Origin of the sequence: Granulicella mallensis, assembly GCF_014203225.1 — a bacterium.
Lineage (GTDB): Bacteria > Acidobacteriota > Terriglobia > Terriglobales > Acidobacteriaceae > Granulicella > Granulicella mallensis_A.
Window position 1 is genome coordinate 86,156 of the sequence record NZ_JACHIO010000013.1, and the last position, 26,142, is coordinate 112,297.

General features: G+C 57.1%; 24 protein-coding genes and 1 tRNA gene. 23 read left to right on the forward strand and 2 right to left on the reverse strand.

Annotated elements, in window-relative coordinates; translation table 11 throughout:
• The first annotated feature begins 211 nt into the window (after window positions 1–211).
• From HDF15_RS15615 to HDF15_RS15630, 4 genes are all read left to right on the forward strand, one after another.
• The gene (locus HDF15_RS15615; RefSeq protein WP_184257338.1) at window positions 212–2,401 is read left to right on the forward strand and encodes an N-acetylmuramoyl-L-alanine amidase; all 2,190 of its coding nucleotides are present in this window, start codon (window positions 212–214) and stop codon (window positions 2,399–2,401) included.
• A 147-nt stretch (window positions 2,402–2,548) separates the two neighbouring features.
• A complete protein-coding gene (locus tag HDF15_RS15620) occupies window positions 2,549–3,691 on the forward strand; it encodes a DUF6599 family protein (RefSeq protein WP_184257149.1) in 1,143 nt (380 codons plus the stop codon).
• Between the two features lie 502 nt (window positions 3,692–4,193).
• Window positions 4,194–5,684: a glycoside hydrolase family 28 protein gene (locus tag HDF15_RS15625; protein ID WP_184257151.1), complete on the forward strand. Its 1,491-nt coding sequence runs from the start codon at window positions 4,194–4,196 to the stop codon at window positions 5,682–5,684.
• Window positions 5,685–5,838: 154 nt separating this feature from the next.
• Window positions 5,839–5,914, forward strand: a tRNA-Thr gene (locus tag HDF15_RS15630).
• A gap of 20 nt (window positions 5,915–5,934) precedes the next feature.
• On the opposite strand, the gene xerC is transcribed toward HDF15_RS15630, so the two are convergent.
• The gene (gene xerC, locus HDF15_RS15635; protein WP_184257153.1) at window positions 5,935–7,194 is read right to left on the reverse strand and encodes a tyrosine recombinase XerC; all 1,260 of its coding nucleotides are present in this window, start codon (window positions 7,192–7,194) and stop codon (window positions 5,935–5,937) included.
• Window positions 7,195–7,220: 26 nt separating this feature from the next.
• Window positions 7,221–7,433 carry a hypothetical protein gene (locus HDF15_RS15640; RefSeq protein WP_184257155.1) on the reverse strand — a complete coding sequence of 71 codons (213 nt, stop codon included), beginning with the start codon at window positions 7,431–7,433 and terminating at the stop codon, window positions 7,221–7,223.
• A gap of 428 nt (window positions 7,434–7,861) precedes the next feature.
• On the opposite strand from HDF15_RS15640, the gene HDF15_RS15645 reads away from it, so the two are divergent.
• From HDF15_RS15645 to mobF, 19 genes are all read left to right on the forward strand, one after another.
• Window positions 7,862–8,944 carry a LysR family transcriptional regulator gene (locus HDF15_RS15645; RefSeq protein ID WP_083836777.1) on the forward strand — a complete coding sequence of 361 codons (1,083 nt, stop codon included), beginning with the start codon at window positions 7,862–7,864 and terminating at the stop codon, window positions 8,942–8,944.
• 78 nt (window positions 8,945–9,022) lie between these two features.
• Window positions 9,023–9,406 carry a hypothetical protein gene (locus HDF15_RS15650; RefSeq protein ID WP_184257157.1) on the forward strand — a complete coding sequence of 128 codons (384 nt, stop codon included), beginning with the start codon at window positions 9,023–9,025 and terminating at the stop codon, window positions 9,404–9,406.
• A 7-nt stretch (window positions 9,407–9,413) separates the two neighbouring features.
• Entirely contained in the window at window positions 9,414–9,680 is a 267-nt protein-coding gene (locus tag HDF15_RS15655; RefSeq protein WP_184257159.1) for a VirB3 family type IV secretion system protein, read from the forward strand.
• The gene (locus HDF15_RS15660; protein WP_184257161.1) at window positions 9,664–12,018 is read left to right on the forward strand and encodes a VirB4 family type IV secretion system protein; all 2,355 of its coding nucleotides are present in this window, start codon (window positions 9,664–9,666) and stop codon (window positions 12,016–12,018) included. Before HDF15_RS15655 ends, HDF15_RS15660 begins: the two co-directional genes overlap by 17 nt.
• 37 nt (window positions 12,019–12,055) lie before the next feature.
• Window positions 12,056–12,892 carry a TrbG/VirB9 family P-type conjugative transfer protein gene (locus HDF15_RS15665; RefSeq protein ID WP_184257163.1) on the forward strand — a complete coding sequence of 279 codons (837 nt, stop codon included), beginning with the start codon at window positions 12,056–12,058 and terminating at the stop codon, window positions 12,890–12,892.
• Window positions 12,893–12,894: 2 nt separating this feature from the next.
• Complete coding sequence (locus HDF15_RS15670) at window positions 12,895–14,184, forward strand: TrbI/VirB10 family protein (protein ID WP_184257165.1); 1,290 nt, start codon at window positions 12,895–12,897, stop codon at window positions 14,182–14,184.
• A gap of 15 nt (window positions 14,185–14,199) precedes the next feature.
• On the forward strand, window positions 14,200–15,066 hold the full coding sequence (locus HDF15_RS15675) for a hypothetical protein (protein WP_184257167.1): 867 nt from the start codon (window positions 14,200–14,202) through the stop codon (window positions 15,064–15,066).
• Window positions 15,067–15,078: 12 nt separating this feature from the next.
• Window positions 15,079–15,309, forward strand: coding sequence for a hypothetical protein (locus HDF15_RS15680; protein WP_184257169.1), 231 nt, complete (start codon window positions 15,079–15,081; stop codon window positions 15,307–15,309).
• A 34-nt stretch (window positions 15,310–15,343) separates the two neighbouring features.
• Complete coding sequence (locus tag HDF15_RS15685) at window positions 15,344–16,279, forward strand: type IV secretion system protein (protein ID WP_184257171.1); 936 nt, start codon at window positions 15,344–15,346, stop codon at window positions 16,277–16,279.
• 62 nt (window positions 16,280–16,341) lie between these two features.
• Entirely contained in the window at window positions 16,342–17,151 is an 810-nt protein-coding gene (locus HDF15_RS15690; protein WP_311733122.1) for a VirB8/TrbF family protein, read from the forward strand.
• On the forward strand, window positions 17,148–18,122 hold the full coding sequence (locus HDF15_RS15695) for a CpaF family protein (RefSeq protein WP_184257175.1): 975 nt from the start codon (window positions 17,148–17,150) through the stop codon (window positions 18,120–18,122). The genes HDF15_RS15690 and HDF15_RS15695 overlap by 4 nt, the downstream gene beginning before the upstream one ends.
• 32 nt (window positions 18,123–18,154) lie before the next feature.
• Window positions 18,155–18,439, forward strand: coding sequence for a hypothetical protein (locus HDF15_RS15700; RefSeq protein ID WP_184257177.1), 285 nt, complete (start codon window positions 18,155–18,157; stop codon window positions 18,437–18,439).
• 102 nt (window positions 18,440–18,541) lie between these two features.
• Complete coding sequence (locus HDF15_RS15705) at window positions 18,542–18,832, forward strand: hypothetical protein (protein WP_184257179.1); 291 nt, start codon at window positions 18,542–18,544, stop codon at window positions 18,830–18,832.
• Between the two features lie 84 nt (window positions 18,833–18,916).
• Window positions 18,917–19,330: a single-stranded DNA-binding protein gene (locus HDF15_RS15710; protein ID WP_184257181.1), complete on the forward strand. Its 414-nt coding sequence runs from the start codon at window positions 18,917–18,919 to the stop codon at window positions 19,328–19,330.
• Between the two features lie 101 nt (window positions 19,331–19,431).
• Complete coding sequence (locus tag HDF15_RS15715) at window positions 19,432–20,379, forward strand: DNA-primase RepB domain-containing protein (RefSeq protein ID WP_184257183.1); 948 nt, start codon at window positions 19,432–19,434, stop codon at window positions 20,377–20,379.
• Between the two features lie 26 nt (window positions 20,380–20,405).
• Entirely contained in the window at window positions 20,406–20,732 is a 327-nt protein-coding gene (locus HDF15_RS15720; protein ID WP_184257185.1) for a hypothetical protein, read from the forward strand.
• A gap of 187 nt (window positions 20,733–20,919) precedes the next feature.
• Complete coding sequence (locus HDF15_RS15725; RefSeq protein WP_184257186.1) at window positions 20,920–21,297, forward strand: hypothetical protein; 378 nt, start codon at window positions 20,920–20,922, stop codon at window positions 21,295–21,297.
• Window positions 21,298–21,299: 2 nt separating this feature from the next.
• Window positions 21,300–23,294 (forward strand): type IV secretion system DNA-binding domain-containing protein, encoded by a 1,995-nt coding sequence (locus HDF15_RS15730; protein ID WP_184257188.1) that lies wholly within the window; start codon window positions 21,300–21,302, stop codon window positions 23,292–23,294.
• 9 nt (window positions 23,295–23,303) lie between these two features.
• Window positions 23,304–26,075, forward strand: coding sequence for a MobF family relaxase (mobF, locus tag HDF15_RS15735; RefSeq protein ID WP_184257190.1), 2,772 nt, complete (start codon window positions 23,304–23,306; stop codon window positions 26,073–26,075).
• The last annotated feature ends 67 nt before the right edge of the window (window positions 26,076–26,142 follow it).

Here is a 26,142-nt window from a genome sequence, read left to right on the forward strand (position 1 = left end):
CAGGCCGCGCAAACAAAAAACGGGAGGAAGCAGGTTCGCTCGCTCCGCTCGGAATGACAACAAGAACAGCAAAAGCAGAGACCACGCAGCCGAGGGTATTCGCCTGAGTACCCTTGCAGGATTCACAGCCTGAAGAGCACTGCCGCAAACCTACACTGAGATAGGTATGGGCATTCTTTGCCAAAGGTGGGTTGTGCGCGGACGTTGCGTAATGTGTGCGGTTGCGGTCTCGTGCGTCTGCTGCACAGGGCTGAGTTCAGCAGCGCTTACGGCGCGAACGAAGACCGATCCCTGGCAGGCGGCGCTTACGGCGCGTCGAACCTTTGAGGCTGAACCTGCAGGCACGCATACCAAGGCAGAGTATGCCGAGGTGATGGATGACTTTCGCGCGATCTACCACGGTGACCCTGCGAATCCTCATGCCGCGCATGCCGTCGACCAGGTAGCGGAGTTGCTCGCCGAGCAGGGGCGTGAGCTTAGCGATCGCAAGAGCCTTCACGATGCGGCTGGACAGTATGAGTTCCTGGCGAAGGCCTATCCGAGCGGATCGTTAGCCTCGGCTGCGCTTGTACATGCGTTGGAACTGCTTGGGCCGGACGGTGCCAATGACCCGGTTGAGGCTCGCAAAGTAAGAGAAGCGCTTGAGAGCCAGTATCCGAAGATAGCCAGGAGCATCGAGACGAAGAGTGCTCGTTCGAGCGATGATGAGGCATCCCTGCCATCGCAGAGAGCGCGTTCGACGGAGACCCCTGCTGTCGCGAAGACTGTGCGTCCGGTTCCATCGGCAGAGGGAGACGCTCCTCCATCCGACGTACCTGCGGTTCGACCGGTCAACCTATCCGCGAATAAGCATGTGGCGCAGGTCACGGGGATTCGTCACTGGTCGACCCCGACGTATACGCGTGTAGCCATCGATCTTGGCGACGAGGTCGAATACCAGGCGGCGCGGGTGGAGAACCCTGACCGCATCTTCTTTGACCTGCATAACTCGCACCTCGCCTCGGAGCTTGCGGGCAAGAGCTTTGCGGTGAATGACGACGGCTTCCTCACCCGTATTCGAGCGGCACAGTTTTCCAATGACGTTACGCGGGTCGTGCTGGATGTGCATGAGGTTGCGGAGTACTCGGCGTTTCTGCTGCCGAATCCCTACCGGCTGATTATTGATATCCATGGCAAGCAGGGCGCGGGGGTAGTGAAGGAACAGGGAAGCAACGAACAGCCAACAGGAGTTCAGGAGACAGCTAACAGGCACCCAGCTCCGGTTCCTGCAGTAACGGCTCCCCCTCAGGTTTCGGTGGACCGGAGTAATACGAATGGCGCTACCGAGGTTTCCTCTCTGCCGCCGACGCCGGTGACCGATGGCAGCGCTGCTTTTGGTTTGCCTCCGAGAAGGACTACCGGGAGTGCGAAGACTGTAACCGTAGCGCAGCCTCGGGTTGTGATCTCGACACGGCCGACGACTGCGAATCCGGTTCCGAATACGGTGACGTCGCACTCGATCGATACGGGGACAGAGTTTACGGATGTCGGCGATCAGCCGGGCAAGATCGAGGCGACGAGCAAGCCGACGTCGCAGCCGATCGTCGAGCGTACCCTGAAGAATAAAGAACGGGCGAACGCAGCTCCGGTCGCCGCAGCGCCGCCGACGGCCGATGGTGAGACGCTGATGCGGGCCCTGGGGCTGAAGATCGGACGGATCGTCATTGATCCGGGCCATGGCGGACATGATTCGGGAACGCTTGGCGTGGGCGGCATCGAGGAGAAGGATGTTGTGCTCGATGTGGCGCTGCGGCTGGGCAAACTGCTGCATGACCGGCTTGGATCGGAGATCGTCTATACCCGTGCGGACGATACCTTCATTCCGCTGGAGACTCGGACGGCGATTGCGAACAAGGCGCAGGCTGACCTGTTTATCTCGGTGCATGCGAACAGTTCGCAGGACCCCTCCGCTCGTGGCGTCGAGGTGTATTACCTGAACTTCACCAGCGATCCGGATGCGATGCGTGTGGCGGGCCGTGAGAACGCTGTCTCGAACCAGAGCGTGCATGAATTGAGCGACCTGGTGAAGAAGATCGCGCTCAAGGACAAGATTGACGAGTCGCGCGAACTGGCCACCGATGTGGATGCGGGGCTGTATGCCGGTTTGGCGAAGGGCAACGACGGGTTGAAGAACCGTGGGGTAAAGAAGGCTCCGTTCGTGGTGCTGATTGGCGCGAATATGCCGTCGATCCTGGCGGAGATTAGCTTTGTTACCAATCCGACGGATGCGGAGCAGTTGCAGCAGCCGCAGTATCGGCAGCGCGTGGCTGAAAGCCTGTACAACGGGGTTGCGCGGTACGCGTCGGGTATTAATGGCGGCAAGGCGGGGGCGGCCAGATCGACCGAACGGGCGCAGCGGTAGGGCAGAGGTTATTGTCTGCGCAGGCGGGAAGCAGATTCCCTTCGGGAATGACAACCAGAAAAGCAACGACAAAGGCAACGACAAAGCCGGGCGGCGATTGCCTTTCGGCGTGCTTACGTTTTGCCGTTGGTGTAGTCTGGGCCCTGTATGGGACTGGCTTTCGTTCTTCGGCGTGGTGTGTGTGCGAGCTTAGTGCTGGCGGGGTTTGCGGCGGGCGCGTTGGCGCAGTCCGCTGTTGCGATTACCGAGCCTCCGACGCCGTTGCTGCCGCAAAGTTTTGGTGAGTGGAAGGTGGGAGCAGCCGCTCCTTCTTCCGGAACCTCGTCTGTTTCGCTGGCGACGGCGAATAAAGCGGCGCTCGAAGAGGGTGCGCCGCAGCGTTCGCAGGTCGCGGATTATGTGCGCAACGGACACAGCGTTCATATTGAAGCCATCCAGTTCAACGACCGCACGGGTGCTTACAGCGCTTTTACGCTGGTGCAGCGGCCGGAGATGCGTATCGGCAAAGAGCTTGGTTCAGTGGATGCGGTTGGCGACGGAGCGGTGTTGTTTACCGTAGGCTCGTCGTTGGTGCTGATCTCCCCGGCTACGAGTGCGGATGTCGCGTCGCTCAAGCCGCTGGTTCAGGTGCTGCCGAAGGTCAGCGGGGGCAAGGGTGTCGCGCCGCTGCTGCCGACGTTTATCCCATCGAAGGGCCTGGTCGAGGGCACTGTGCGCTATGCGGTAGGTCCTTCGAGCTATGCGGCGGAGGGTGGCGTGCTTCCGGCGCAGTCGCTGGGCTGGGAGAAGAGCGCCGAGGCCGTGACCGCGCAGTTCGCCGACAAGCGCGGCAAAGAGACCCTGACGATCCTGATCTACCCGACCCCAACGATTGCGGGTGGCTATGCCAAGGCGATCCAGGGAGCCATCGGTTCGATGGGCCCAGAATTTGCGAACGCCAAGGTGCGTCGCGAAGGGGAACTGGTCATGCTAGCGTCGGGTACCTTCTCGCCTGACGAAGCGCAGAGGATGATCGAGAACATCCACATGCACCAGCAGCTGAGCTTCGATAAGGACGTGCAACCGGTCTTCCATACGGAGGTTCAGAAGACCTTCAGCCTGCTCCAGGGCATCGCGGTCCTCTCGGGCTTGATGATGCTGGCGGCGGTCCTTCTGGGGCTGTTTCTGGGCGGCGGACGGGCCGCTTTCCGCGTCATGCGAGGCAAGCCAGCGGCCAGCGAGCCGGAGTTCCTGAGCCTGCACCTCGATCCTCAAAACAAGGCCCCAAAATTCGGGCCGCCACAGTCCTGAGAGATTAAAATTGGCTCCTACCGGCTGCAGAGGCTATGGGTGGGTACCCGAGGAAAACCGTGCAAAAACCGGAGCTTCCGGGTGATGTTTCCGCTAAGTTGTTGAAAAAATTGGGATTGATATTTATCCCAAAACTTTCTTGACAGCGTTCGAGGCCAACCATACTCTTGCACCAGAGAGTTCCGATAGCTTTGCCTCTGTTGGAACTGCCTCCCATAGAAAAGGGTCGCCCTGTTGCCGGGCGGCCCTTTGCCTTTGTGGAAAAGTTGGGACGGAATTGCTGGGAAAACAGGCAAAGACAAAAGCTTTCTAACGCAGAGGGCGCTGAGGTTTCGCAGAGGACGCAGCGGTATCCGTGGCGCCCTCTGCGAAACCTCAGCGCCCTCTGCGTTAAAGATTTAGGAGCTTGTAGCTGCAGGGCTGGCTCAATTGCCATTCAGGTTGTTCACTTGTCAGACAGGTTTGTGCTAGTGTTTGTGGGCAATCTTTATGGAGGGTTTTGATGTTTCAGAGGGATAGAGCAGTTCTGCGTCCATGGACCGTGGCTTGCGGCCTGATGCTGACAATGGGGGCGATAGCGAGGGCACAGGATACCCGGCAGGTGGACGAGCCGAAGATTCCGTCAGCCTGTGTGAAGCTTGAGCCTCATCTGAAGGGTGCTCTGCGAGAGCAGGATGAGGAGAAGCTGGATACTGAGCGCATCCAGAAGGCCATCGACGGTTGCAAGCCGGGAATGGCGGTCGAGCTGCTTCGTGGGACAGCAGCCTCAGGATACTTCCTCACGGGTCCGCTGGAGATGCGCGAAGGCGTAACCCTGCTGATCGACAAGGATGTGACTCTCTACGGTTCGCGCGACCCGAAGGTCTACGAGACGCCCAATCCGGATGCGAAGCCTGGCGATCCGATCAAGTGTGGGACCTCCATGCCTCGTCCCGCGGCCTTTCCTGTGCAACTGGCTGCGACTGCGGCGGCGCGGCGCGGCGGATGCCGGCCTCTGATCACGATCAACGACGCCAAAAATGTCGGCATCATGGGGGATGGCACGATCGATGGCCGGGGCTATGCAAAGATCCTCGGCAAGGACTATTCGTGGTGGCAGATGGCACGCAAGGCGCAGCCCACGGACGATCTCTACTTCAACCCACGGCTCATCCAGGCGAATCATGCCGACGGCCTGGTGTTGTATCGCGTGCATCTGAACAACTCGCCGAACTTCCATGTCGGGGTGAACAATACGAACGGGTTCACGGCCTGGGGGGTGCATCTGCAGACGCCTACCGACAAGTCTCTGGACGCACGCAACACGGACGGCATCGATCCGGGGACGTCGCAGAACATTACGGTCGCGTATAGCTGGATCGACAACGGGGACGACAACATTGCGATCAAGCAGGGCGTTTCGCATATGAGCGTTATTCACGATCACTTCTATAGCGGGCATGGCATGTCGATCGGTTCGGAGACGATGCTGGGGCAGAGCTATCTGGTGGTGCATGACCTGGTGGAAGACCATACCTCGAGCGGGATTCGTATCAAAAGCAATGTGAAACGCGGCGGCCCGGCGCACGATCTGATCTACAAGGGTGTTTGCATGAAGGACGTGCCGATTCCAATTGCGATCTCGCCCTATTACACCAACCAGACCGTCGAGCCGTTTGAAGACCCGAAGTATACCGGCGATAAGATTCCGGATTACAAGGGGATTACGCTTCAGGACATCTACTCGGAGACGCCGGGGGATGTGCTGATTGCGGGGTTGAACGACGAGCATCGGACGCAGGTGATGCTGCAGAACGTCACGATCAAGGGCATCAAGCCCAGCCAGGTACATCTGTTTTATGACGACCTGACGGTTCGGTCGCCTGGGACGAACATTCCCTTGCGGGAGAGCGCGAACCAGACGGTGAAGCTGGCGGAGGACGGGGGAAAGGCTACGGAGCCGGTTGGGGATCAGCCTGATCCGTGTGCTGGGAAGTTTGTTCCGATGCAGTAGTTTTTTCGTCGTCATCCTGAGCCGCAGACTCAGGATGACGACGAAAAGCGAGAGCGATTTTGCGTCTGCGTAGTTTGCCGATAGAATGACTGAGGAGCAGGCCAGACGCAAAGCGCATTACGAGCGTCTGTGACATACCCTGCATCTGGAGCAGGCCGACGTAGCTCAGTTGGTAGAGCAGCTGATTCGTAATCAGCAGGTCAGCGGTTCAAGTCCGCTCGTCGGCTCCATCATTTCAAAGACTTAGCCTTCAGTTAACCGCTGTCTGCTGTACAACTGCTGTACAGGCTATTTTTTCTTCCAATACACGCATCGCCTCCTGCGCCACTCGTGGCACAGTTTTGATGTAGAAGCGCTGTGTCGTACTCACGTCCTCGTGCCTCAGGATGCATTGGATCGTGGTGTCTTCCACACCCAGCTCCTTGAGGTTGGTTGCGAGCCCGCGACGATACGCCTGCCAACCCTTCCACTGCATGCCGTTCGCTTCAAATACTGGTTTGAGTATGCGGTCGGCAATGTTATCCAGATCGAGCGCTCCGCCGCAACGGTTGGGGAACATGAATCCCGCCGCCATCTCCGGTCGAATCGCATCGAGCAGCAGGCGAAGAGGTCGAATGACCGGTACCAACCCAGGTTCATCCACATCCTCCTCTGTTTTGGTGCTCTTTAGTGTCGAGTTCCACACGCTCCGGCAGATGGCTAGCACCTCGCCGCGATCGTCGTCCCACCACAATCCCCTAATTTCTCCCTTGCGAAGTGCAGCAAAGGCGGTGACCCCGATAATCGCGCGCATTTGACTTGCGCTGATTCCGGCGACATAAACCTCCGCCTTGATCCCCGTTCTCCTGCGAGTGATACGGGTTGTCTTGCGTTTGCGCGGTAGCGGTTGGGGAACGATGATGGGATCGCTCGTAAAGAGCCCCAGATGCCTCAGGATCTCGTCCAGGCTGTAAGCAAGGCGCTTGCGGCCATGCTTCTTCCCCTTGGGGATCCTGACCCCTGTCGTCGGGTTCGCACCGTCGTACACGCCCAGGTTTCGAGCTTCCGTGAAGATGGCGCTGAGCGTCACCTTCATCGTCTTGTACGTTCCGTGTGCGAGCTTCGTCCCATGTTCATCTTCAATTGAGTTGAGGATGTTTTGGATATGCATTGGACGAACATCCCGAAGCCGTAAGCCTCCAGCTCGCGATTTCAGATGGCAATTCCACGTATCTCGATAGCACTTGAGCCCGGCCCCAGTGAGCCGTCTCTCGCATGCCGGCAGAAACGTGTTGACCACGAAATCCACGAGTGTAACTCCCGATCCGGGATCGAACCCGATTCTGTTCAGGCGATCCATGAATTGATTCTTGAGCGGAATAACGTCCGACTTCTTCGGAAAATCCTTCACGCTCGCTAAACGATGAGCAGGATTCTTTCGCGAAGGGGTACCGTCCTCGTTCTCGACGGTCTCCCAATAGCGAACGAACCAGCTGCCGTGGTCTTGGTACAAACTTCCTTGCTGGGCCATCAAAACTCTCCTTTTGGGGGAATTCGTTAGGACCAGGTCTTGCGTGATGTTGTTGTGCCGCCGACGCGACGGGCCAGCCAGTCATTCATCTCGGGAGAGCCCCAACGGTAGCGTCGATGTTTCCCAAGCCGGAAGACCGGAATTGGGTCGGATGTTCGCGACCGCTTGCTCTGTTCGATGACCCAGGATTCTTTGACCTTGAGCCGCAACGCCAGCTCATTTGAGTCTAATATTTCCATTTCCAGCAGGCTAGAGCCTTGAGAGCTGATTGCATGTGACGCAAACATCAATCTCCTCCTCGTTGCGTCCGTGCCATTCGGACACGGGGTGATAAAACAATTGCCCGGCTCTGAACTCAGCACATTCCATTCGCCATCTCCGGGCACGAATTAGCGGCATCTTCCGATACCGGGAAATATGCCTAGCTTCTCTCGATAGAAAAGGACTGTCCAATACTTTCCATTTATCGGGTGATACGTTTCGCCTATCACCTCGAAATGGCTTAGTCGAAAGTAAGCATCTGGCCGCGAGGCGTAATTATGGCCAAAATAGACTTTTCTGTTGATAACCAGGACCGAGATTGACAGACTTTCCACAGGTGGGGAATGCGGTCATTTGCTCGTTTGAAGTCGGGCCGAGCGCGCTCCTTCTTGTCGAGCAGTGCGCTATGTATGAATGGGCCGAGCTTCGCCATTTCAGATATTTGCTGACGATCCTCGAGAAACAGGGGTTCCGAGCTGCTGCGGAGGAGTTGCGTACCGCGCAACCCAATCTCAGCGTTCAGGCCCGACAGTTCCAGGAAAACGCTTCGGTTCGTCTCTTTCGCAAGATGAAGGGCGGACGTATTCGGCCCACGGACACTGGAGTTGCCTTCAAGGTCTTAGCCCGGCTCTTGCTCGAAACACGCGATGAAGTGATCGATGCACTCATAGCGATCGAGCGTGGTGAGATACGTTCCGTTCGATTCGGATGTACTCCCCTGGTTGAACAGGGATTGTTTCGCACCTTCTGCGATCTCCACAAAGAGATTCTCCCCATATGTCCAGTGCGGCCAACGCACGGAGACACGGCACACCTGGCGGAAGAAATTATTTCGGGAACTGTCGATGCCGCCTTTGTGACGTTGCCCTTATGTCATCCGGATCTACACATCGAAGAATTGCGGCGAGATCGTCTCGTCGTCTGCCTGCGGCGAGACGATCCGCTCGCCGCGAAAGCTTCTTTACAGGCGACTGAGTTGCAGGGCAATCTTGCAGTTCTGTATCACCCGCAACGGCACCCCGATGCCCACGAACGGCTGCAGGAGCTCCTTAGAGACGCTGGTGTGCAGCTCGAGGATTACTCGTGCGCGTCGCATCCTTCCGAAATTCAGACACTGGTAAAAGGGGGACATGGCTTGGCGCTGATTCGGGAGGGAACAACTCTTGATGAAGAGTTGACGACCCGCCCCATTGCCGGAGTGGATTGGACTGTGGATACGGCCTTGATCTATCACAAAGTACGTCATCCGAAGACTGTTCCAATCCTGGTAAAGCGACTCATGAAGCACCTCTCTCAGAATGGCAAAGAGATGGTAAAGATGGTAACGAACGATCAATCGACACCGGTACAAGCGTACGTCGCAAAGGGAAAGCGTCCTTCGCGACGTGCGACAGATGGTCCGATTCAGATGACACTCCTGGGTCAGAAGTTGAAGCATCAGCGTGAGATAGAACGAGGTGATACTTCAGAGCTATCGCCCGATAAATAATATGTATTGGACGCGAGTGATACGCGAGCCTAATCATCACGGCATATTCCCGACTGAGACCAGTCGATGGAGGAGCCGATGTCCCGTAGATACCGCGTCGTTATCCCAAGCAATTCAGCCTATCTTGCCAAGCGATTGGCACAACTCTTTTCCAAACAAAACCTCCGTTGTGCAGCGCGCGCGGTAACGCCCGCTCTGTTTGTGCTTGCGCTCTCAGGCGTCGCCCATGCGCAAGGAACGATGGATTTCTCCGGGGCGCAGACCCTTATGGGAACCTTCAAAACGTTCGCCATCTATGCTGGCGCTGTCATCTGTTTCGGCGGCATGATCTTCGCCGGAATCCGGATGATGAGCGGTCGTTTTCAAGAAGCGATTCCAGGCTTATTCGGTGCACTGTTCGGTGCAGGCGTCCTCGGATGGGGGGCAGGCTGGATTGGCTCACTTACCGGGCAGTCGATGTGAGGACGCTATGCACACGACGAAGCGGGGAGAGCCGTTACCGATCAATGGCGCACTGAATCGACCCAGGACCAAATTAGGTCTCGAACTGTCAGCGTGGATGTCCATTGTGTTTGTTGTGGTGACGGTTTTCCTCGCTGGTTTCAAATGGCTTGCGATAGTTAGCTTTCCTGCACTGCTGGTCAGCGCTTGGCTTGTCGTCCGCAAGCACCCCAAGATGTTTCAACTCTGGTCGTTGAGCCTGAAGCAGAGGAGTTACTATGACCCACGCAAATGACGCACCATGGTTTGCCAAAGCAGGAGCGGCAACCAGTATTGTGCCACTCTCGCACTTTGTCGGCGCTAGCATCTTCGCGCTCAAGGGAGGCGGATACGGGTGCCTGTTCTCACTTGACGGTATCGACCCGGAGAGTCGTACGGACGAGGATCTGGATGTTCGAGTGCGCGGCGTCGAAGCCGCTTTGCGTGGACTTCCTCAAGGCGCCTGCCTTTACCAGTACACACGCGTTATCGCCGGTTTCGATCTTCCCCGGAGGAACAAATACCTAGACGCGGTTACCGAAACCTTCGCGGGCGACCGGATCGAGTTTCTCAATGAGACAGCCCGTTTTCGGCGTATTGACTTGCATTGGTGCCTTACGATCGAGCCGGATGTTAGCAACCCGCTGGGACGTAAGCCAAAAGAACAGCGGAATATTACGGATCGGCAGCTATACGACCTTGAGAAGGCCGCGACGATCCTCGAATCGCACATGAACGATTCCATCGGCCTGAAGTTGCTCCACAAAGATCGGGTATTTCAATTCTTCAGCTATTTGTTCAATCTCGAGGAGTGGGCCTCGGATGTCCGTCTCCGTTCCGATACTGGCGTTGACCGGCAGCTCGTCCACGCCCCGGTGGAATGGCATAGCGAATACCTGCGTATCGGGCGTCGATATGTTCAGATGTTTCCGCTGACGAACACGCCGGAGATCTCGCGCCCGTGCCTGTTTACGAACTTGACGGAACTCGATTGCGACAGCGTTCTCTGTTCGGTATGGCGACCCCAGCCGGACAACGCAACCCGAAAAGAGGTCACGAGTCAGGAGAAGTTCCTGGAGTTCTTCAAGCTCTCACCCTTCCAGCGTCTCATGAGCGGGCGAGACACGGAACCACTCGAAGACACGGCGAGTGCGAAAGCTGTTGCTGGGAATGTAGACAACCTCACCGAGGTCGTCGCCTCGCTCGACAAGCTGGGCCAGGGCGACTACGCACTGCGGTTGCTGTTGTCTGCGAGGACCGCAGCAGAGCTGCGAGCGGCAACGCCAGTTGTTCATCGTCTGTTTGTTGACGCACGCGCGCCGATCATCGAGGAGACCTATGGCAATCTCTCTGCTTTCTATGCGATGTTTCCGGGCAACCGGCAGTTCAACGTGTATCCGTTGTGGCTGCGGGAAGACCATCATGCGCGCCTGTCCAGCATCTTCGCTCCGCATCTGGGGCACCCTCATGCGGACGATCTCGATGCCGAGTATCTCAATATCTTCGAGACTCGAACACGGACACCGTATTTTCAGGATGCGTATGTGAACGGAGTACGGGTGCAACTCATCATTGGCCCTACGGGCACCGGCAAAAGCGTACACGCCAATCAGATGTTGAGTTTGGAACAGAAGTACGGCGGGTTCACGTTCATCTTTGACATCGGGGGCAGCTACGAGAGTGTTGTCGAACTCTACGGAGGCCGCATCGACCGGGTGGGCAAGGACGGCCCTCGCATCAATCCGTTCGCGCTTGAGCCTACTGAGGCCAACATCGCGTTCCTTCATTCGTTTATCAAACTGCTGCTTACAAATTCGGGGGCAACGCTTGGTCCCGAAGATGATGACGATGTCTTCAAGTCGGTCAAGGGGATTTACAACTTGCCTCGAGCGATGCGCAGACTTGGCAATCTAACCCTACCCAAGCATCTCGATCGCTACCTGGCTAAGTGGAAGGATCAGGGTGTCTACCACGCCGTCTTCGACAACACCGAGGACAGCCTGCAGATGTCACGCCTCCAGTGCTTCGATTTTCAGGGAGTCAACAACAAGCAGTATGCCGACCTCATTGAGCCGCTGATGTTTTGGATTCTTCGTCGTATCGATGAGATCGTTTACGACCCCAAGAATCTGGGCGTTCCGAAGCATGTATTGATCGAAGAGATCTTCGCGAACATGAAGAACAAGGAACTGCTCGAGAGCGCGCTGGCTTCCATCAAGATGGTTCGCAAGAATCTCGGCGGCATGACCATGATCGGGCAATCTGCGGATGACCTCGGTGAAAACGCAGACACCATTGTGAACTCGTGTACCTCATTTCTATTCCTGCCGGACGCCACCTTTAACCGCAGGGTATATGGCGAACTGTTCAAGCTCAGCGAGCAGCAGCTGGATATGTTCGAGAGTCTGCGTCCGCGTGAAGCACTCTATGTGCGCCGTGATGGGATCACCAAGGTCATCACTCTGAATCTTGACGCACGCAGCTATGCAAAATTTTCGACCAAGCCGAAGGACAGGGTCAGACGTTCGAAGCTGGTCGAAATGTATGGACTCCACGAAGGCATCGAGCGTTTCGCGCAGGGCGAAACGGTATAGCAGGCTCACCAGCACAAACCAGCCCAGAGGACAACTTATGATTTCAAGAATCTTTATCTTCGTCACCGCTGCCGCCATCGGCACTGCGGGCCATGCTCAGGTCGCTCACCTTCAGCCGAGTGCGCCACGTACCGTCGTGACCGCTGATGCGTCAGCTCCGCCCGTGGTCCGTGCCGGCCTTCTCCAGTCGACTCTGATCGAACTGCCGTCCGAGGAGAAGGTTGCCACTGTATTCGGCGGTGACACGGTCAGTTGGGTATTCGACGCGGGGCATGTGGCCAGCCGTTACATCTCCATCAAACCCAAAATTGCGGACAGTACAACCAACCTTCACATCGTGTCCGACCACGGCAATGAATACACGATCGAACTGAAAGAGATTTCGAGTGAGAAGGACAATCTCTATTTCGATTCGAAGGTGTATGTCACATCGAGCGATGCGAAAGCCGCAGACAACATTGCGAAACCTCCAGTCTTTGTTCCCGCAGCCGAAGTGGACGCGAAGGAAGCGCAACTGAAGAAAGAAGTTGATGACGCTCGAAAGGCTGCTGAGGCCGACCATAAGGCTGTTACCACCGCAGCGGAGACCTTAAAAGCCAGTTATCCCGGCACTTTACATTTCGACTACACCTGGGACCAGAAAAAGGGTGCTGCGCTTGGTATCGAGCAGATATGGCGAGATGACAAGTTCACCTTTCTGCGCGGCAAATTTCAGGAGACTCCCGCGCTCTACGAATTGAAGGATGGTAAGGGCTCACTAATCAACTATGACTTTGCAAATGGTCTTTACACCATTCCGAAGACGGTAGCCCAAGGGTATCTCTCCATCGGCAAACAGCGTGTGGACTTCCGCCAGACCAAGGCAGGGAGCTAGCCATGGCCGAAACTCCTGTTACTCCCCCCTCAACCGTTCCGGAGCAGCCGGAGGCGTCCGCGCCGCTCAATAAGAAGCAGCCTCTACTCATCCTGCTGTTCATCATCTTGTCGGTCTTTGTGATATCGAGCGTCGTGAATGCAGGGAAGAAGGCCACCCCACTCAAGAGCCCGATGGCATCAAAGCCAGCCGCCGCCAATCCCCAGCAAGTGACCGCCTTCGAAGCCCAGCAAGAGCAAGTCGCGAAGAAGGACCAGGAGGAGCAGCAGCAACGCGCGACGGCCGCCGCTTTGCTCGCTCAGATTCAAGCGGCCGAGGTGCCTGGCGCCGAAGCTTCGAGCGCCCCGCCGATGACATCTGCCCAACGCACTGCCATTTATGGGCCGAGCAACCCGGACGCACCGAAGGCAACGTCGCAGATGTCCGAACGGCAGGCAGAAGCCAAGCAGGCCGAGCTAGCGCGTGAGAAGCAGCATCAGGATGCACTCAACAGCGACACGGTCGCAGTCGACTTCGCCCGACCCACGACGGAAGGCGGCCCCCAGGTCACCGCTCCCGTCACGGCAGTTACCCCGGATGGCGCGGTTGCGAAGGTCGACACTGTGGTCAAGTCCGAGCCAACAGCAAAGGCTGACTCGGAGGAGCCGGGCAATCATAAGGCAGAAGCGAAAGATGCTGCGATCAACAAGTACGACTTCGATAACTACGACGGGAAACTGTACCGAGTCTTCGAAGGCAGCGTTTTCGAAGGGGTCGTCACGAACCACATCGACGGCGGCCTCTCCGGGCCGATCTTGCTCATGCTCACAACCGACTACTACTCCCATGACCATCAGCAACTCTTGCTGCCACAGGGAACGCGGCTGATCGGCAGCGTTCAGGCTGTCAATACCAGCCAGGCCCGCAAGATGGTGGTCTCCTTCCACCGCGCTATTTGCCCGGACGGGTTTTCGGTTGATCTCGATAAATTCGCAGGTCTCGACCCGCTTGGCACCACCGGCCTCGCGACCAAAGTAGACAACCGCTATCTTCAAACGTTTGCCGTAGCTGCTGCGATCGGCGGCCTGGGAGGGCTCGCCCAGATTGGAAACAACAACGTCCTCGATCCGTCGGCCCAGATACGGAACGGCATCTCCTCACAGTCCAGTGAGGAGGCCGAACAAATCCTCAACCACTTTCTCAACCGCCTTCCGATCATCACGCTCAAGGAAGGTTCCCGCGCACGGGTCTACATCGGCCGTGATCTCCTCATCCCCTCCTACGCAGAACACCGCGTCGAACCCGCAATGTGACGTAAAGGAGCAATCATGAAGTTACTTCTCAACAAATACCGGAATGGGGCACTCGCGGCCTTCTTCTTCCTTCTCACCGCCTTACCGGGGCATGCGCAGTTCGGCGGTGTCTTCGTCGACCCAGTGCAGTCAGGTCACGCCCTGCAACAGCTCGCCCAGAACGTGCAGAACAGCGCCACCTGGCAGCAGCAACTCGCAAATACGATCAAGCTGCTCGCCACCGCTGACAAGGACTACCAACAGGCGATGACGACCTACAACACGATCTCCGGCAATCTGAAGAACTTCAGCAGTAAATCCATCTGGAGAACGATTCAGTCCCAACTCACCATGGCGAGCTTCGCCAATCAATACGGCGAGACGACCGGTCTCCAGTCGGCGATGAACGGTCAAGCTCCGGGAACCGGCAGTTTGGTGTGGAAGCTGATGAATCTGGGGTTGAATTCAACCTCGTCCTCTTTTCTCAGTGGGCAGATCCTTGGATCGAGTCACGCGCTGGCAACGCTCACACGGATGGAAGCGATGGACGGAGTCTCCAGCCAATGCCTCAACTCTGTGGGCGCGTACAACGGAATGCGAACAGCGAATACGCAGCCCCAGACCTCACTCACGCAGTCCCAGTTCGATACTTCGTCCTTTACCAGCACCGAACTCGAACAGCTCAATCTCGTGAATATGGGAAACGCTCACCATCTGAATGAGACTCAGGCACAGGGCGCGCTTCATGCCTGCCAGGCAGCTCAAGCTGCTGTGCAGAACATGGCACAGCGGACAGCGGCTGCAGATGAGATCAACAATGCGGCGTTCGTTCAACAGCAACGGGCGGCCTATTCATCCGCGCCTGCAAACAGCTCCCACACCTGGGAAACCTACCTGCCATAACAAGGAGCCGTCATGCAACAAACACTCAGGATGAAGGTCTTGATCGGGATACTCGTTGCCCTAAGTGGCCTTGGGATCGTTCTCGTTCACGAGCTTCGCGTGAACCAGCAAACAGCCGCAGCGGCTAGCAAGCTCGCAGCGGAACGAGAAAAAGCCGAGCAGATCGACCGGGGCGACAAGGCCGCTATCCAGAAGATCCGCGAACGTAACGCACAGAAAGCTTCACCGGCCGCGAACCAGTAATCAGCCCGCCTTCAGAACAGAGGAGTAACCGCAAATGATCCTTCACAGTCTGGCCTCCTCTGCTTTTTTCTTGCAGACCACAGCCGCTCCCGGTGTCGACTGGCTCTACCAGTTCACCAACAATCTCACGAATTTGACGACCCAGAACGGGGATGCACTTTCGTCTGTCGGAATGTCGCTGCTGGCGTTCGTAAGCATGATGAAACTTGTCCGCATGGTTGCGCATTGGAACATCTCGACCATGACCATTAGCTGGAGCGCGCAACCGGTGCGGGTGGGCGACCTGGTGGAGTTTCTGTTTCAGTTGATTGTCTGCCTGCTCATCATCAACTACTGGACAACACCGCTACCGGGTGCCAGCTTCGGGTTCAATCATCTCTTTTCTTACTTTGCACAAGTCATCGTTGCCGCCCTCGATCAGAACTCCCTGACCCAATTGCAGCAGGCGTTCAGTACGGCCCTCAATAGCACGCCCCAACCTAGCTACCTTGCGCCCCTGGAGATACTGACGTACCTGGTCGTCTACATCTTCATCGGTCTTGCCGGCGGGATTCTGTTTCTTATCAATTGCTCGTCGTTCATTTTCTATGGCGTGGCGGCGCTCTTTGGCCCCATCTTCGTACCGCTCCTGATGACCGAAACGTTTCGAGGCAAGTTCTACAACTTCGTAGATGTCCTGCTCAGCTTCGCGATGATCCGCGCTGTAGCGTCCGCTTTTATCTTTGTCTGGGCTGGATTCCTCATCACGTTCCTTCAGCAGACCTTCAATGGCGATTACTCGCTTCCGATGTGGATTGCGAATCTCTATGGAGTCATCGCCGTCTTCATCGCGTTCATTCTCAATATGGTCATGGTCCCAACCATCACTCAAACGCTGTTCGGCGGTGGCTCGGGGGCCAGCGGGAAGATCGCGCAAATAGCAGAGACCCTGCTCCTCAGACAGATGACCAGGAAGCGACCGGCCAAATGATCGCATGTCGCCAGACTTTCGTAGGTGCGACCCCCACCGAAGAATCACCCCAAGGAGGTAATGTGAAGATTGACAGCCTTACTCCTGAGCAGGTCCTGCTCACCGACGAGATTGCCAACGAGAAGTATGTCGGTTTGTATGCAGAACGCAAACTGAGTCGCCTGGTGATCGCAACGGAGAGCGCGCTTCTTCTCGGCTGTTTTGCAGTGATCGTCTCGCTGGCCCAGCGGCCCGTCGTGAACCGCTACGTCCGTATAGACGAAATGAGCCGAGCCCAGGCGATTCAGTATAGCGATTTGAACTACAGTCCCCGCGAGGGCGAGGTACGCACCTACCTAACGGACTGGGCCAATTATCGCTACACGATCAATAGGGAAACCATCTCCAAGAAGTACCCGATGAACTACTACTTCTTGTCCACGCAACTCTCGAACCAATACATGGCCGATGACAATGCCGTCCATTTGGTGTCGCAAGTGCTTGCCAACCAGATCGAGCAAAGTGATGTCGAGATCGATGGCGTGACGATCACGTCCATGTCGCAAGAGACGGTCAAGGGCGCGGTGATTGCGCGTGGAACGGCGCTTGTGAGCATCACGAGGATCTACTCTCCGCGCAACTCCCGTCAGCCGCGCAAAGAGCATTGGGTGCTCTCCGTGACGTACTACCTCAACCCGGCACAAGTCAGCCTCGCCGCTCAGACCTTTCCTCAGTTCGAGACCGTCAATCCGCTTGGTCTCACGATCACTGAATTCCATGAAAACAGGTTGTCGGTTGAGCCGATCGATCCCACAGCTTCTCCGCAGACCGGAGCGGTTTCGGGAGTGACCGTCCCAGCCGCCAATGCCCGGACGGTAGAGGTGAGCCGATGAGCTGGGATCTCGTGCTCGGTTTCTTTCCGGAGGAGGTGCAGAGACTCATTCTTGACACTACGATCTCCGATCTCATGATCAACGGAACAACCGGGGTCTTTGCGGATCGCAATGGTGTGCTGGAACAGATTCCAATCTCCTGTGCCTTGACGACCGACACTCTGCTTGCGGCGACCTTACAGATCGCTCGGAAGCTCGGACAGAACCTCTCCGATCAGAATCCAGTTCTCAACACTCGGCTACCAGATGGTTCCCGTGTTGCCGTCGTAGGACCGCCGGCATCGATCAATGGCATCACCATGACGATCCGCAAATTTAACCATTGGTATACGTCGGATCAATTGATTGCCTCCGGCAGTCTCCCCGTCAGCGTGCGGGACTTCGTTATCCAGATGATGCTCGAAAAGAAGAATGGGATCATCAGCGGCGGGACGGGCTCTGGGAAGACCACACTGATGAAGGCACTTCTGGACCACATTCCCCAGCAAGAGCGCCTGATCGTGATTGAGCAGCCTGCCGAGTTGAAAGTGGCACATTCCAACGCCGTCCGCTGGGAAGCTGTAGAAGCGATTCCCGGCCAGGTTGCCATCACACCCAGCCAACTCTTGGCAGCCGCTCTGCGGCATCGCCCTGACCGGATCATCATGGGCGAGATCCGGGATGAGTGTGGTTATGACTTGCTCCAGGCGATGAACACAGGTCATGGGGGAACGCTTTCGACCATCCACGCGAAGTCCGCGTGGGATGCTCTCAATCGCCTGTCGGACTTGGCCCTGAGTGCCAGACCAAATCTCAACCATGCCTTCGTGCGTTCGGAGACAGCAGAGGCAATCGACTTCGTCCTCTACTGCGAACGCGATCACACGGGACGTCGCCGGGTGAGGGAACTAATTGCAGTGACCGGCTACGCGCATTCCGAACAGTCCTTCGAAACAGAGGACATTTATCGTGCTTCGTCTGCCACAGTCTGATGTTCGCGGAACTTCAGAGGGGAGCAACCACCATGAAATCGTGTGAAGAAGCCGCCTTCAATCGTTTGGTCGCAATTGCTCAGGGCGATACCGGACAGAGCCGAAGGGTGGCCGACTTTTTGCTGGCGTGGTGGAACGCGGGTGAGTGCGGAGGATTCGACCTTACCAGCCTTTGGGGCGTCGACACTTCAATTGCAGAAGACATGGCAATGATCTTCGGTTACGTCGCCCGCGAGCACTCCTATCCCGACACTCTCGGTTACAACGAGCAGTTCCAGTCCATCGTGCGCGGCTGGCGGCCTGAGCTGACGGATTGACCCAACTCTTCCAGAGACTTCGCTATGCCCATTCCTGCTTCCAACCCGGCTGCTTTGCCCCTCCGATCTGAGTGCGGGGTGGAGCGCGCGAACACGAGCCCAATGAAACGCAACGGCGATTACAGACGCCGCTTTTCGGATGGAGTTCTAGGCCGCACGAATGAAGCAGCAATGGCGGGGATCTTCTACAGCCAGGATGCAGATGAGAACTATGTTCTAGTGGGTGTCTCCCCACATCATTCCCGGCTCATGCTCGGTCACCGCTTCAGGTCTTTTCATGCGCCCGGCGGCAGCTCGCTCTTCTGCTTCGGCTACGCCGCCCTGCGGGTTACGGTTTCCCGCCAAATCTTATTCGAAAAGTACATCGAAAAGATTTCTCGTGACCCTCCGTAAATGCAGAGCTTCGGCCTTGGGAGCATGGCCCCTCGCTTAATGGTGACCCGATCAAGATCGGGAATTCAAAACGGAGACACAATCATGTACCAGAACAAAGTAACCCTCATCGGCTTCCTCGGCAACGACGCAGAAGTTCACACCGCCAACGACCGCAGCTTCACCACCTTTCAGGTGGCAACCAAGTCCTCCTACAAGGACAAGAAGACCGGCGAGTATGTCTCGCGCACCGAGTGGCACCGTTGCGTTGTCTTCGGCGGACTCTCGAAGTTCGCCAGCACGCTCACCAAGCGCGCACACGTCCAGGTGGAGGGCGAGCTGCGGAGCCGGGAGTACACGCCCAAGAAGGCGGCGGGCAGCAAGAGCAAGAAGGCTGAGACGAAGCAGCGCATCTGGGAGATCCGGGTGGCTTCGATCCTGAAGCTCGACCGAGCAGAGAAGGCCGCGCCCGAAGAACAGGAGCGCGATGAAACAGTCTCCGAGGATATTCCCTTCTAGGGAATTCCTCTTCACTCTCGGGAGCCCGGTCTACTCCGGGCTTCCGAGCCTTATGAGTGCCGCGTTGGTCCCATCCCATTGGCAGTCCTCAAGGTGTAGATATGAATGAAACAGCCAAAGACTTTCTTACCCGTTGCTTCGCTCCGGGTGAGACGATTGCTCTTCTGCTACGCCGCGACAATGGCGAGCGTCCCACGCAACGAATCGTCCATCTCGAACAGGCACTCACGAGTCGTTATCTCGGCTGGCTCGCTCATCAGAACGCGACCGGCGCGAACGTCTATGTCGCAGCCAATCCATTGCGCGCTGGCAGTCGGCGTCGCACCAAACAGAACATCGCATCCGTTCGCCATCTTTATATAGATATCGACTTCGATGGGGAGGCGTCTGTCGCTGCGCTCCGCGCCTCCGACGCCGTGCCTATTCCCACTGCTGTCCTTTCCACATCTCCGAATAAGTACCAGGTGCTGTGGCGCGTCGAAGGCTTCGACTTCGAGCGCCAGGAAACGACACTCAAGCGGCTCGCCCTCACCTTTGGTGGCGATTGCGCTTGCACCGACTGCAACCGGGTTCTCCGGTTGCCAGGATTCCTCAATCGCAAGTATTCGCCGGCGAATCGGGTCACAGTCGAATACCCCTGTGATTCAACTTACGATCCCGCTTACTTCCGGTTCGACGATGCAGCCGCCAATCCCCTGCTTCCGCTGCGCGGAATCACGCGGAGAATGCACCCCGGAAAGCAGACCCGTTCGGAACAGGATTGGGTGTGGGTTTTGGAACAGCTTTCCCGCGGCGAGGAGGCGTCGAAGCTAACGCATACGCTTGCTTCGCACCGCTTCGATAAACCCAATCCTGTCTACTACGCCCAGCGCACGGTTGACATGGCTTCGGCACGCCTCTGGCTGCTCGAAGGTGCGCCCATCGACGACGTAATCACCATGCTGGAAGTCCGCCGCAGGTTCGAACTACCGATGGCGCCTTGCTCCGCTCGCGCCAGGGAGATTGCCCAAACAGCACAGCAGGGAATCGCCCGCAAGAAGTTCGCTTGAATTCAGCACCTCAAAGGAGAATCACTATGCCATTACTTGAAGTCATCCAGACCAAACAAATCAGCGCTTCTATTCGGTTGTCTGATACGACCGCGACATTGGTCGATCAGTACGCCGCATTCATTCGGGCAGGTGCCGACGATGTCGTCGAACAAGCACTTACCTATGTATTCGCTAAGGATCGCGACTTCCAGGAGTTCCTGAAAACGCCGCAGGCGAAGCAGGTAGCTTCCACACTTCGCGTCCGCAAGGCGCCAGCAGTTGAGGCAGCGGAGACGCCTGCAATGAAGCCTGCAGCCGCAGCGGCCAATGGCACCCAACCTACGGCAGTTGTGGCGGGATCGAGAGCATGATCCTCCATACAAATCTGTGGCAAGGCCACAACGGTGCTTCGCACCGGAAGAATGTTGACACTCCACCCCTGATAGGGAGCTGTTTAGCTCCCTGCGGGAGCTAATGGGTTCCCACTGACACATAAGCACTTACCAAACTGTCGGGAGCCGATTAGCTCCCTGAGTTTTCGGAAACGGAGAGCACCAAATGATGCCTACTTCAGATACAGAACGGCCAGCGAAACGAGGTTCATTGAGAGGTCGCGAGAGCCGCAACCTGACCCTCAGCACCAAGCTCACGGAGACGGAATATCGAGCCGTCGAGATGGCTTCGTCTGCCGATGGCAAGACGACCGGGGAGTGGCTTCGTGACCTGACTCTCCGCTGCCTCCGCAGCGGAGTCAACGACACCGAACTCATCGCCCTGTCTGAGATCGTCGGCGTTCGCCTCCTCTTGGTCAACGTCCTTCGTTCACTCGGGACAGGACAGCGCATGACGGCCGAGGCGTTCGACAAATTGGTGAATGAGATTGGTGCGACCAAGTACGACCTCGCTGCCAAGCTCATCGCAGAAAGGCGGAGGTAGTCATGGCAAAGACTGTTTGGGGTCGAAAAGAGACTGTCATCTGGCCGCGCCACATGCCGATATATACATATGCAGTGGCCTTTGGCGTCGCATTTCTTACCTTCATCGCTGTCCGTGTTCGCATCCATCTGGCGACGCCCTTGCAACGGTATTGCCTATCCGCCTACGAGCGGTCCTCAGCTTTCGGCTCTGTCATGGAGAGCCACAAAAGCACTTATCGGCTGCTCTTCGTCGGTGGCTCGCGAAGCACTCCGCGCCTCGTCATGAACGATGACGTTGTTCTCGGCAAAACAGAAGACGTGGGCAGCCAGATCATCCCGCTTGCGCTGTCTCAAGACGCTCGCGACCGTGGCTACTCGCAGCTGTTTCGGGCACCCGCGAGGAGCTATGTGGACGCTCGGTTTAGCCTCTATCTGAAGGGTGTTGTCTTCGAAGGGATGACGCTCTTCGCATTCTTCCAGCCTCCCGTTCTTGGCGGCGGGGTTCTGTTCCTGGTCCTTTTGCCGATCGCATGTTTCAAGGATGTTCAGCGGCAGAAACAGTTGAAGTATGGGCGCCGCCTTAAGGGGCCGGAGATGCTAACGCCGCAGCAGTTCAACAAGACTGTGAAGGGAGACGGGGTCGGCTTCAAGACGAACGATATGGCGCCTATGCTCCGTATTCCGATGCGCGCCGAGGCACAGCACATGCAGATCATCGGGGACACTGGCGCTGGCAAGTCCGCGCTCATGTTTCAGGTACTCCGCCAGGTGCAGAGCCGTGGCGATGCGGCTATCGTCTACGACCCAGCCCGCGAGTTCGTGAAGCGCTTCTATAACCCTTCACGCGGTGATGTCATCCTGAACCCTCTCGACAAGCGTTGCCCCTATTGGGGTCCAGCCGATGAGCTGCGTAGCAGGTCTGAAGCCAAGGCTCTCGCGGCTTCATTATTTCAGCCCCCGCAGGATAAGAAAGGCGAATTTTTTATCGAATCGCCGCAGAAGATTTTCGCCTTCCTCATGGCTTACGGGCCAACGCCAGAGGAGCTGATCGATTGGATGTCAAATCCCGAAGAGATCGACCGCAGGCTCAAAGGAACCGAGCACGCCCACCTGATCGATTCCCGCGCCCACCAACAACGCGCAGGCGTCCTCGCATCCCTCGGCCTGGTTGCGGACAGTCTTCGTCTGTTGCCTAAATCAAGCGAAGGCAACGGATCGTGGACGGCCACCGAGTGGGCGGAAAAACGTCAGGGTTGGATATTCCTCACTTCGCTTCCAGCGGAGCGCGAAGCCCTCCGTCCGCTCCAAAGTCTCTGGATTGATTGGCTGGTATTGCGCCTTCTGAACGAACCCAAGGAGGCACAGCGCCGTGTGTGGTTCGTCATTGACGAACTGGCAAGCCTGCAGAAGTTGCCGCAGCTCCACACAGCCATCACGGAAGCCCGAAAAAGCCGGAATCCTGTGGTGTTGGGATTCCAGGGAAAGGCGCAGCTCGAATACCTGTACGGCCATATAGCGGAGGTCATGCTGTCCCAGCCAGCGACCAGCGTGTGGCTCACGACGAAAGAGCCGAAGGCCGGCCAGTGGGTGAGCGAATTCATCGGCAAAGTGGAAGTGGAACGGCTGCGCGAGACCCACTTCGATGGCACCCGCGCAGGACGGAACTTCCAGCTTGACCGTCAGGTGGAACCACTTGTCTTGGAGTCTGAAATCTCCGGCCTCGCCGACCTGCACGCCTTCATGAAGTACCAGAACTATGTCACGCGCTTCTCCTTCCCGTACTTCGACATGCCTGTCGTGGCGAATGGATTCGAGGCTCGCGAGCGCCCCGACGACAAGTTGCCGTACCAGCCCAAACGGACAGGCCGTGTCGATCCTGTTCCGGCCGAATTGAAGCAGGAGCCGGAGCCGTCCTCGCCCTCAACCTCTGACGGAATCTCCGAGGTCGATGAGATCGAGCCGGAGTTTACGTTGACTCCTGATGACGATGTTCAGAACCTCATCACGCGCGGATAAGAGGACTCCATGCTGACGATATCCAAACCGCTTTCTTCGACTCAGGCTCAGACTTATCACGCCAAAGAGTTCACCGCTGCAGAGCAGAATTATTGGAAGCAGGGAGACACCATCCAAGGAGAATGGCGTGGCAAGCTAGCCGAGGAGTTTGGCCTCTCTGACGGCGTGGGTGCCTTGGAGTTTTCCCGCTTGGCCGAAGGCCAGCATCCTGCGACCGGCGAACAGCTTGTGCAGCATCGTGTCGCCCATGAATACAAGACGGACGACGGGCGGACCGTTACACCCGTCGAGCATCGTGCCGGTTGGGACGCTACCTTCTCTGCGCCGAAATCTGTTTCTCTGACGGCTCTCGTGGGCGGCGATGACGAGGTTCGCGAGGCACATCGTAGGGCCGTTGCCTTCGCTCTTAACGAGCTGGAGCACTATACGCAGGCCCGCATCGGCGGCAACCATGCCCCCGAAACCACCGGGCGATTCGTTGCTGCTACTTTTGAGCATGACACCGCTCGCCCGGTCGACGGATATGCCGCGCCGCAGCTCCACACCCATTCGGTGATCTTCAATATGACAGAGCGCGAGGATGGAACCATGCGCGCTCTGCAACCGCGCAGTCTGTTCGAGACCCAGCAGTTCGCAACTGCCGTCTACCAATCTCACCTGACCTATCAGCTCCGTTCGCTGGGGTATGAGATCGAGCCAGGGCGGAGCGGTGCGCCCGACATCAAAGGCTATTCACAGGAGTATCTTGATGCCTCCAGCCCGCGTCGGCAGCAGATCGTGGAGGCCGTCGCACGCAGCGGCTATTCAGGCCCGGAAGCCGCTCAGATTGCGGCACACAACACACGCGATGGAAAGCAAATCCTGTCGCCTGCTGAGGTCGTTGCGGCGCATCGCCAGATCGCCGCCGAGTATGGGAACCAAGCGGAAAGCGTCGTCGCGGAAGCGCAATCAAGACGCAAAAGCAAAGCCCATCAAAGTTCACTTGAAGAACGAACCCAGCAGGCTAGCTCAGCGCTGACCTTCGCCCGTGACAAAGGCTTCGAGCGTGAGGCCGTGCTAGATGAGCGAGCCATCTTCGTAGACGCCATGCGTCGCGGCATGGGTGAAATAACCTACCCGGAAGTCCGCGCCAATTTCGAGACGCGCATTGCCTCTGGCGAGTTTCGCGAAGTGAATGGGAGTAAGCATTCGACAGGCCGGCACTTTACAACAGAAGGAACCATTCAGGCTGAGAAAGAGATCCTCCGCTCTGTTCAGAAGGGGCAAGGACAAGGGCCCCAGCTCATGTCGATTCAAGATGCGATTCCTCTCACGGATGCTCACCAGCGATTGAATGACACCCAGCGGAAAGCGATCGAACAGATACTCACCTCCCGCGATCAGATACAGGGTTTGCAAGGCAGCGCGGGCAGCGGGAAGACGAGCACCCTGGCTGTTATACGTCAGGGCGCAGAACAGAATGGGTACTCTGTGGAGGGTTTTGCGCCTACCTCCCGCGCGGCGCACCAGCTTAGAGAAGCAGGCATAAGCGCCCACACTTTACAGGGCTTCATTGCGCGGTCTCGGAACACGAATGACCCTTCGCAAAAGCATCTGTATATGGTCGATGAATCGTCGCTCGCTTCAACGGAGCAGATGCGCGATTTCCTACGAAAAATCAGCACAGACGACAAGGTTCTTCTGATCGGCGACATCCGGCAGCATCAAGGCGTGGACGCCGGAAAACCGTTCGAGCAACTGCAGGAATCAGGAATGCGGAGTGCTCTACTAGACCGCATCGTTCGTCAACAAGACCCCGAGCTTCTGAAGGCAGTCGAACATCTCTCGAAAAACGAAACCGAGGCGGGTGTTGTCATGTTGCAACAGCAGGGGCGCGTCACGGAAATCGCTGACACGGAACAACGTATCTCAGCCATTGCGAAGTCCTATGCCGCTCGCCCAGAGAACACCATTATCGTCTCGCCAGACAACGCGTCGCGGCGCGCCTTGAACCAAGAAGTCCGCCGCGAGCTGCAGGACGCCGGATTGTTGGATAAAGAGGACCGCTCGATTCGCGTCCTCACTCCCCGTTCTGATATGACCGGTGCAGATCGGGCCTGGGCAGCACGATACGAACCCGGAGATGTCCTTCACTACACCCGAGGAAGCAAAGACAACGGGATTGAGGCCGGTAGTTACGCGCAGGTTGTAGCCACCGCTCCCAAAGACAATCTCGTCATCGTTCGAAAGCCCAACGGCGAACTCACCACCTACGATCCGGTGAGGCTGCGAGGCATCTCGGCATACCGTGAGATCGACCGTGATTTTGCCATTGGGGACCGGATACAAGTGACCGCACCGAACCGGGAGCTTGGCGTCGCAAATCGCGACCTCGGCACCATCCAACGGTTTGGCGATGACGGAAGAATTACGGTGAGCATGGACGGCGGAAAGAAAATGATCACCTTTGACCCACACGAAATGAGACATTTTGATCACGGGTATGCTGTTACCTCCCACAGCTCCCAGGGGGTTACGTCTGAGCGTGTTCTTGTGAATATGGATACACAAGTTCACCCAGAGCTCATCAACAGCCGCTTCGCCTATGTCTCGGTTTCTCGCGCTTCGTTTGACGCGCAAATCTACACGAACAATGCTGCCACACTTGCCGAATCGCTCAGCAAGGATGTCAGCAAAGCGTCCGCAGTTGAAGTTGGAAACGCCATCAAACCTGCGCAAACTCCCACGCTCGACACAAAACAAAAGTTGGTGGCGAGTGTTGGCCTCGGACTCGCGCTGTAACTTGCAGTGCAACCTGCTTGGGACTTACAACGAACTGGTTGACCTCATGAATGTCTCTGCGGAGGTT